Here is a 9,309-nt window from a genome sequence, read left to right on the forward strand (position 1 = left end):
AAGAGATTGCTAAAATATTAGGTATTCGTACAGAATCCTCTAACTCAACTGATTATACACTCATGAGTGGAAAAAACGAAAAGATCATCTCGATCGTTAAACAGCTTGGTGGAACACACTATCTTACCGGTCCTTCTGCTCAAGCATATATAAAACCAGAACTATTCAAAAAGAACAGCATCGAGATCGAATTTATGGATTACTCGCACTATCCAATCTATGATCAGCCATGGGGAAAATTTTCACATAATGTCTCGATTCTTGATATGCTTTTCTGCACCGGATCAAAGGCACACAAGTACATCTGGGGATAAAAAATGATGAGAATTCCATTTAATATACCGTGTGTATGGGGAGATGAGCAGAAATATTTGGAAAAAGTTATATCAAATAGGAAATTTTCAGGGAGAGGTGAATTCTGCAAAAAATGTGCAACACTAATAGGAAAAATCACTTTAGCAAAGAAAGTTTTTATGACTTCATCCTGTACTGCTGCGCTGGAAATGTGCGCCATAATCCTGCATCTACAGCCCGGTGATGAAATCATCATGCCTTCATTTACTTATATTGCTTCATCAAATCCATTTGTGCGAAACGGAGCGAAAATAGTCTGGTGTGACATCAGAAAAGACATGAAAAATATTGATAATAATCAACTCGAGAAACTGATTACAAAGAAGACAAAAGCTGTTGTCATAGTTCATTATGGTGGTTTCTCCTGTGAAATGGATGAAATCACTGCAATCTGTAAAAAACATAATATACTCTTAATCGAAGATGCAGCCATGGCGCTTGGCACAAAATACAAAGACAAACCTTTGGGAAGTTTTGGCGACTTTGCAGTTATCAGTTTCCACGAGACAAAAAATATCCAATGCGGAGAAGGCGGAGCTTTACTTGTAAACAATCCTGACATGATTGAGGAAGCCACTTATCTGTATGATAAAGGAACAAATCGAGGAGAATTTGAAAAGGGCGAGTCAGACAATTATACATGGATATCGAGCAGCTCAAATTTTCTTATGTCAGAACTACAGGCAGCTTTTTTGTACACCCAGTTGCTGCATCTTACAGAAATTACTCATGAACGCCTGAATAATTGGAATTTATATTATGAGCTGCTCTCGCGATTCTTACCATCTGATTCTCTTGCACCCACGTCTTCACATATACAATCAAATGCACATATTTTCTACATTATGTTATCAAACTCAAATGAAAGAAAACTACTGATACAATACCTGGAAAAGCGAGGAATCCAGACAGTGTTTCACTATATTCCTCTGCATAGTGCTCCTTTTTGGCAAGGGAAATACTCTGAAACACAACTTCCTGTTACGGACAAGGTCAGCCAAACCATTCTCCGGCTTCCTCTTTTTTTCGGTTTTATTCCTGATTATATTACTGAAATTGTTCATCATGTAAGGCAATTCTTAACATAAAATTATGAACACGAGAAGAAATTTCTTTAAAACAAGAATTTTCATCATTCTTCTCGTTGTTGTTCTGTTTGCATTGTATTTCTCTCCATATTTGATTCGCGGAAAAAACGTCTTTATTCCGATTCACGACAACCTTAACCAGTTGAATATGCAGGGAATTTTTGATGGGAAGTATAGGGCAAATTTCTATCCCAATTCTGATACCAAGGAATATACATTACCAACGGCTCATAGTATCTTCCACGTATCACACTTTAAACTGGATAAATTATTTTTCTTATTTGATTATTTCTGGGGATATGTATTCAATGAATTTTTCTATCGTGTGCTCTCATTTATCGGAATGTTCTTTTTACTTAAGATTTTCATATTCAAAAGGAAATTGCCAGATTACGTTTCCGTTATTTTTTCGTTGGCCTGGATTTCTTTACCATTCTGGCCTCAGGGAAATCTATCAATAGCCGGCATTCCCCTTCTTATTTTGGGTTTTATCAACATCTATCAAAATCGTTATATTGCACTTTCTTATCTTATTATCGTTGTCTATTCATTGTATTCAAATTTCTTTTTTTCAGGAATATACATTTTCATCCTTCTTATAATTCTCAACATATATTTTCTAATAAAGCGCAGAACCAACCTCCATTTCTTCCTCGCTTCAGTTCTCTTCTTCCTTCTTGCAGTAATAAGTCATTTCCCTGTTTTTTATAATCTATTGATATTGAAAATCCCGACGAATCGAGCTGTACAAGTGATGGAAAAGTACAATTTTGTAGATTCTTTAAAGAATATGTTATTTTTATTTTTCAATTCAATAAAACTCTCTCATTCGTATCATTCGTATCTCATTTTTCCTACTTGTCTTATTTTCTCAATTATTATATTGAAATTCGGGAAGAAACAAGAAAAAAAAATAATTCTTGGATTATGGGGCTTGCAGTGTGTACTAGTCTTCATATATGGAATATACTTTTTCCGTCCATTCTCTTTTTTGTATGATACATTAAATATCGGATTCAATTTCAGCAGAATTTATGTTCTCAAGACTCTGATCTTGTATATTCTCTGGGCTTTGTGTATAAAGTATTTTTATGATATCTATAAAAAAAAGAGTATCGCACTTGGAATAATCACGATCCTACTTCTCGCACAAATAGTTATAAACTTCTCATACTCAACAATAAAAACTTACCGTGGACATCCAACATTCAAAGAATTTATGTCCGAGCAACAATTTGATGAAATCAAACTTCAAGTTGATGATTGTAACGCTGAATATCGCATAGGATGTATTGGTTTTTTTCCTGCTGTTGCAAATTATAATGGATTTAAGACGATTGGCTCTTTCAGCGCTTACTATCCAATTGAATTTAAGGAGAAATTCTATAAAGTAATCAAGGATGAACTTGGATCATCCGAAATCCTCACAGACTATTTCATACATCACGGTTCGGCATTGTTTTTATTTGATGATGCGATAGGCAAAAATTATTATGATCAGCATTTCATCAAAAAGAATATCCCTGAAATATCTTGTGAGTTAAATCTTTCGGAATTGCGAAAATTTGATGTGAAATATCTCTTTTCTACTTCAAAGATAAACAATGCTGATGAAATCGGTATCAAGTTACAATTAGTCAGTGATACCCCGAAATATTACTATAAATTATATATTTATCAACTATAATTTTCTCTTATTTTTTATATCTCGGTTCCCATTCAAGTTCGGGTTTTTCATAGTTAAGGTTCCAGATATACTTCTCGATCTTATCTTTCAGGGATGAGTCGATCTCCTTCTTTACAGGATATATTTCTGCATTGAGAATATGCTTGAGGAGGATAATTGCTGTGGTGATCGTATTGTTATAACCCTGTGAGGAGACATTACGTTTACTATCTCCCGGAGTGTGTATGTGGAAGGAAGCCTTACCACCGAATCGAGCTATATTTACAGAAGGAACTTCATATACAGCAAAAGGCATATTATCGCTGCTGTAGATATCGAGTTTTGCTTCGTACAAGACACCGGCTTCTTTCATAAGGCCATCACAATACCCGAGAAGTTCATTGGTGCCAACAACCATCATACCATCAGATCCGATCGGATCGCCGGACACATCGAGATTGAGTATCAAACCAACCTTCTCTTTTATTTCATCGAGATGAGATTTTACATAATGCTGACTACCTCTGAGTCCAAGCTCTTCTCCAGAGAAAAATATGACACGCAGATCTCGTTTGGGAGGATGTTTTGAAAAGTGCTCAAGAGCTTTGATAAGAGATATGGTCCCGCCTGCATTATCAGATGCACCCGGGCTTCGTGAGACTGTATCATAATGTCCCACTGCAAGTGTTAGATTGTCATCCTTTTTTTTCACTGCAGGAACATTAACAATGATATTATGTGCTTTCTTTTTATGAACCTTCTGGGATATGGAAATTTTTATTGAAGAGCCAGTCTTTTGTGCCAGCTTCAATCCATCATTATAGGAGACTGTAACCATTGGCACATATCCATCAGGATGAAGTGACTGCCTGTGTGACAGACTCAGAGCTTCTCTTTCCGGTCTCCCGATCACAATATATGCTTTGATACCGCTTTTCTTGAGGTCAGGTCCAAGCTTTCGGGTATACCCCATTGACGCTACGATCTTATCTTTATATGCGTTCTTATTATAAGCTATGACGTCTTTGTTTTCTAAAAAGACAAACTCCCCTTCAAGCTCGATGCTGTCATTCAATCCAAAAGGAACTGCATTAATTTTGAGATTATCTGCGCTGATTTGTGCTGTACCCGGTTCAAAAGTAATGATATCAAAAGATTCGGTTTTCGGTTCTAAGCCCAATTCTCTGCAATATCCTGAAATGATCTCTCGTGCTCTTTTCTCTCCTTCAGTACCTGCAATCCTTACAAAATCCAGCTCTTTTATGATCTTAAAATGATTTATCATGAAGTCTCCTGTATAGATATTTTACATAAAATTCATCTACATAGAATTTCTTTTATGATGAATCGTGTCAAAATATATATGCATCTAGTTTAACATTCAGAATACATTTCTGTAAAAAGTACTTTTCATAATTCCCTCCCTCGATTACATTCAATAATACTCTCAGCAATTCATTATTTTATGATAAGTACTTTATTTACTAACTCAATATCATCTCTTTGTATTTTGTAGAAGTAAATACCTGAAGAAATTTTCTCTGTATTCCAGATCGCATAACCATCTTTTCCTTGAACAGAATTGATGAGTTGACCTCGAATATTGTAGATGTTGATCGGGATTTCTTCACCTTCATGCATGTGTGGTATTGTATAGTTTACTTCAACAGAACCTGTAGCAGGATTAGGATAATGATTTGCAAAAGATGTTTGTGATGTTGGAGGTTCATCAACATCATAGCTTACTACCATTGTAACAGGAATAACAACATCTGTTGTATCACTCCCGTTGTGTTCAATTATTATTTTTCCATAATGAGTTTCACCTGCTGACATTCCGGTTGCATTAAGTACCACTGTCATCTCTGTAGATCCTTCCGCGGGAATCGTACCTGACGCATTCTCGGTAATAGTAGCCCAGCTGTCGGATTTTATTTCGTATCCAAACACAACATCCTGTGTGTCCTGAGAAATAATACCACCTAGCACAACTTTTCCTGGAATAATTTGATCGCTGCAGAACAGTCCAGCAGCATACCCGTCTCCAAGATCATTATTGACCTGTATTTCAACTCCCGTAGGTTGACCTGTAGCAATATCTATTTGCTCAATCCAACAATCCTGGATAGGACCGTTTATACCTCTGAAGCACCACAAATAGGGACCCCCGTCTGAAAACCCATCGTACGCAACGCTCATCATATATCCGGGACTAGCAATAAGGTCCCATTGAATACCTGATCTGTCAATAAAACGCAGATCCGTCAGACAATTATTAACCCAGAATCCATCATTGATCGGATCATAGGTTATTGCTCTTATTTGCATCAAAGTATTAGTTGTACTTATCAGAGATTGTGAACCAAAATCCATTTCCCAGAAGTACATTTCTCTTTTTCCACCATAGAAATATGTCCCGTCATAAGCAAGCCCTCGAACTTCAGATACACCGGGGATTGAAAATGTATTAACCAGTGTGCCATCTAATTCTAATTGATGGAACTCAGAGATATCATAATCAGTAAGATATAAATACGAACCGTCAGTATTTATACCAAAAAGTTTCGTTGATCCTGTAACTGCTGTAGCATCAAAACTGAAAAGCAAGTCACCAAAATTTTTTTCTTTTGGGTACCATACAGTAAATCCAGCATTATACGAAAAATCCGTGTTACCCAAATTTATTAACTCTACCGAACTTTGATGAGTATCATTAGGTGGGACATGCTTAAATATTGAGGATGGATCTGGATTACATGTTGTCCAATCAAGAACAAAATTCAATCCAGCTGTTTGACCTACTTCAATGGTTACAAAATCTTCAGAAGAAAAAAATCCATCAGCAGAACAACTTGCCAAGTGATTACCAATCGGAATATCGTCCAAATTATAACCAGTTTCAGTTGATAGAGTTGATTTATACGTACAGGTAATTGTTGCTCCTTCAATGAAATCACGTGTTCCCCCCTTAACAACCAATCCACATAAATTGCCTGTTAAATTTGAGTAAATCGGGAAAGAAGTATTTATATTTAGTCCCTCTGTACCGTTTACCTCTAAGTTATGCAAAACCAAGAGCCAATCACCGGGTGTCGTATACGAAGGAATATTGAATGATGCAATAAATTCATCAACTCCAGTCTGTTGGACCGAAGTTGCTGGAATAGTTTCAATATCATGTAATAGTAAAGCCATAGGATCGTAAGAAGAAGCAGCAACAGCAGTAATTATTGCATCAATTGATTCACCTTGAATAGCATAATTTGGTTGACAACATGTAATATATGGAAGAGCAAAATCAGGAACAATTTCAAAAGGTGCAGCCCAGGGATCCGGTTCTGCTTCAGAATACACCCAAATATCACAAGAACCAACCGGAAAATAATATGGGATGCTAAAAGTAGCAAATACACATCGAGGAGATTCAGAGGTAACGGTTAAGCAATCGCAGGTATAGGTTCCACTTTCAATCCAGCACCATATCGCAACCCCATACACAATAAAATCAACAGGTACGATTATATTTACACCCATATTTAAACCTGGATAAGCTACATTTGGAGTAACTAAATCAGAAGGAGTTTGTGAGAACAAGAAGCAAGGAATTGTAAACAATAAAAATATTAACATAAATTTCTTCATGGAACCTCCGAAAGTATTCATTATCACACTGGTACTCAAAAAAGAGTTTTTGTTTCAGATATGGTGTTGTAAGGTTTCGATTTTCCGATCAGAAAAGAATGAAGAATTGCAAAGATTGATTCAGGTTCAATCCGAATTGAATAACAAGATACGATATAAAAATTTCTACAAAAACAAAAGATTTAGTGTCAAGATTTTTAGTGCACTAAAATAACTATTTATCAGCTTTTATTTTGCACAATCAAATCCGGTTCCTGTGATGAAGTTATTTCCTGGGCTGAAATATTTTTTATATATGTTTGTGCTTGATCTGTTTCAAGTGCGTATTTAAGGTTTTTCTTAAACTCAGGAATTTTCAGTGCAAGGCTGATCGATTTTATCGCCTGAAGATGCTGTTCCGGGAAACGGTCCGGTGTGATGATTAAAAATATAAGATCAACTGGTTTTTTGTCCGGAGCATTCCAATCTATTGGATTTTTCAGAAAACCACAAGCAACTTTCGTTGTATCAATCGAGGATATTCTGCAGTGTGGAAGGGCTATACCATTCCCGATTGCAGTACTGGCAAGTTTTTCACGGGCAATCACAGAATCAGTAATGATCTTGGTCTCGGGAACGATCATTTCTTTTACAAAAAGCTGGGAAAGTTCAAAAACTGCCTGCTCCTTGTTCGAAGCCATCATCTCAATAATACGGTCTTGTACTAAATTAGAAAGAGACATCTTCTGTTCTGAGACATCAGCAGTAAGAAGTGCTTCGCGCTCGCCAACCGTCCAGTTCTTCCACTTGATAAGCGTTCGCTCAGACAGCCATGCGCCGACAAGTTCGAAGATAACCAGTGCAGGTATGATCGTATCAAAAATAATTCCTCCCCCATGTCCTTTGAGCATTGCTGCAACGAGGATCGTTTCAACTGCTGCTACACCTGCTTGTGGAAGCATGAGTTTGGGCAGACTGGCTGTCACTTTGGGATCCTGCTTTGTAACCTTACATCCAAGCCAGTTCCCAAATAATTTTGCAATAGTCCTTAAAATGAGGTATGCGATCACGAATATGATCGTTTCTTTTGAAAAACTCTCCAATCGTACACTTGCGCCGATGATAGCAAAAAAAAGCAGATTCATGATAGGCATGACATTCTCAATCTTGAGTGAATCAAAAATCGCATGGGAATGGAAATTCGAGATAAGAACACCAGCAACTACAGCTGTTATCAGGAAGGGCAGGTTGAAATGAATTGCAACAGCAACACCGATCGACACGACTCCTAAAATAATAAGCAGGATCTCAACAGATGGGGTTGGATGCTCTGATAGCACCGTCGAAAGAAAGGAATCTGATTCTGCAAAACGAACGTCTTCCGGCAGTCGCTTTTTTATCGTAAGCTTCAAAATAAAAAATACTGCTCCCCCGATGAGGATCGCAAGAAGCAAGTCCTTTATTATATAACCAGTTAATGAAAGTGATGAAAGATTCCCACCCTTGCTAAGAGCAACTCCAATACTCAAAAACAAAGAAAAGAATACCACTTCCATGATATTATCCAGAACGATCACATTTGCTAAAATCTTACGTAACGATCCCTCAATGCGGAGTTTATTCATGAGCAGAAACGTCAACGCAGGAGCAGTTGCGATACCGATCGAACCAAGTATCAAAGAAAGGATGACATCAAAATGAAAGATGAACCTGAAACCAAGGAAGAGCAATCCCCATGTTAACAAGCCCTGGATTACACAGATTATTGCTGCTTTTGCTCCCACCTCTTTTATACGGTCAAGATGTAGTTCCTCACCGATTGAGAATGCGATTAATCCAAGAAAGAGAAAAACAAAGAAATGATAGCTTTCGAGAATATTAGCATATTCGGGAAACGTGGTATCATAGAAATGGTAAATAGGTTTGAAGAAAAATATTTGTTTAAGTCCCTCATGGTTCACAAGAAATTTATGAACAATCTCAAGAAAATGCGGACCAACAAGAATTCCCCCAAAAATCTGTCCGATCACCTCTCCGATCTTGAGTTTTCGGGCAATCATACCACCGATATATGCTGCAAGAATGAGCAGACCGATCTCGAAGATCTGCATTTTCATGTAATTAAGTTCCATGATTTATTCCCTTAAATTGTTCTTATATGACAAAGGGTTCCTTATTTCAGGAACCCCTTACCTCGCGTTTTAAAGATGATTATTCTTTCTTGGCTGGAACCTCTTTTTTCTTTTCCGGTTGCTTTTCTTCTTTTTTAATAACCTGAATGGTGAAAGAAGAAGCAAGTGCTGCGAGAGCACCAACAGCTGCCCAAACCGGAGCCAGAACGAGACCGACAACACCGATGGTTACAGGAATTTCAAGATAGGTTTTTCCACTGTCATTCTTGATGATGATCTTGCGGATATTGCCTTCATGTATGACTTCTTTCACTTTTCCAAGAAGCTCTTCACCCTTAACTTTGAATTCATCCATTTTTTTCTTATCCATATATGCTCCTTGATAGATGAGTAATTTACTTTTTCTTAGTTTTTTCCCTTATTATGTCAATAAATAGGAATAATTATA

General features: G+C 37.0%; 7 protein-coding genes. 3 read left to right on the plus strand and 4 right to left on the minus strand.

Annotated features, from left to right (window positions below; translation table 11 throughout):
• The 3 genes from JW794_02585 to JW794_02595 form a co-directional block, all read left to right on the plus strand.
• Positions 1 to 314 (plus strand): WbqC family protein (locus tag JW794_02585; protein MBN2017011.1); only part of this gene is annotated, 314 nt, incomplete at its 5' end.
• A 3-nt stretch (positions 315 to 317) separates the two neighbouring features.
• Positions 318 to 1,442, plus strand: a complete 1,125-nt coding sequence (gene rffA / locus JW794_02590) for a dTDP-4-amino-4,6-dideoxygalactose transaminase (protein ID MBN2017012.1) — start codon at positions 318 to 320, stop codon at positions 1,440 to 1,442.
• A 4-nt stretch (positions 1,443 to 1,446) separates the two neighbouring features.
• Complete coding sequence (locus tag JW794_02595; GenBank protein ID MBN2017013.1) at positions 1,447 to 3,129, plus strand: hypothetical protein; 1,683 nt, start codon at positions 1,447 to 1,449, stop codon at positions 3,127 to 3,129.
• A 7-nt stretch (positions 3,130 to 3,136) separates the two neighbouring features.
• Here JW794_02595 and JW794_02600 read toward each other — a convergent pair whose 3' ends face one another.
• The 4 genes from JW794_02600 to JW794_02615 form a co-directional block, all read right to left on the minus strand.
• A complete protein-coding gene (locus tag JW794_02600) occupies positions 3,137 to 4,393 on the minus strand; it encodes a M20/M25/M40 family metallo-hydrolase (protein ID MBN2017014.1) in 1,257 nt (418 codons plus the stop codon).
• 173 nt (positions 4,394 to 4,566) lie between these two features.
• Entirely contained in the window at positions 4,567 to 6,642 is a 2,076-nt protein-coding gene (locus JW794_02605) for a T9SS type A sorting domain-containing protein (protein ID MBN2017015.1), read from the minus strand.
• Between the two features lie 329 nt (positions 6,643 to 6,971).
• Positions 6,972 to 8,861 carry a PTS sugar transporter subunit IIA gene (locus tag JW794_02610; protein ID MBN2017016.1) on the minus strand — a complete coding sequence of 630 codons (1,890 nt, stop codon included), beginning with the start codon at positions 8,859 to 8,861 and terminating at the stop codon, positions 6,972 to 6,974.
• A gap of 79 nt (positions 8,862 to 8,940) precedes the next feature.
• Positions 8,941 to 9,231, minus strand: coding sequence for a DUF4342 domain-containing protein (locus tag JW794_02615; GenBank protein ID MBN2017017.1), 291 nt, complete (start codon positions 9,229 to 9,231; stop codon positions 8,941 to 8,943).
• Positions 9,232 to 9,309: the final 78 nt, after the last annotated feature.

Source organism: Candidatus Cloacimonadota bacterium, assembly GCA_016932035.1.
Classification (GTDB): domain Bacteria; phylum Cloacimonadota; class Cloacimonadia; order JGIOTU-2; family JGIOTU-2; genus Celaenobacter.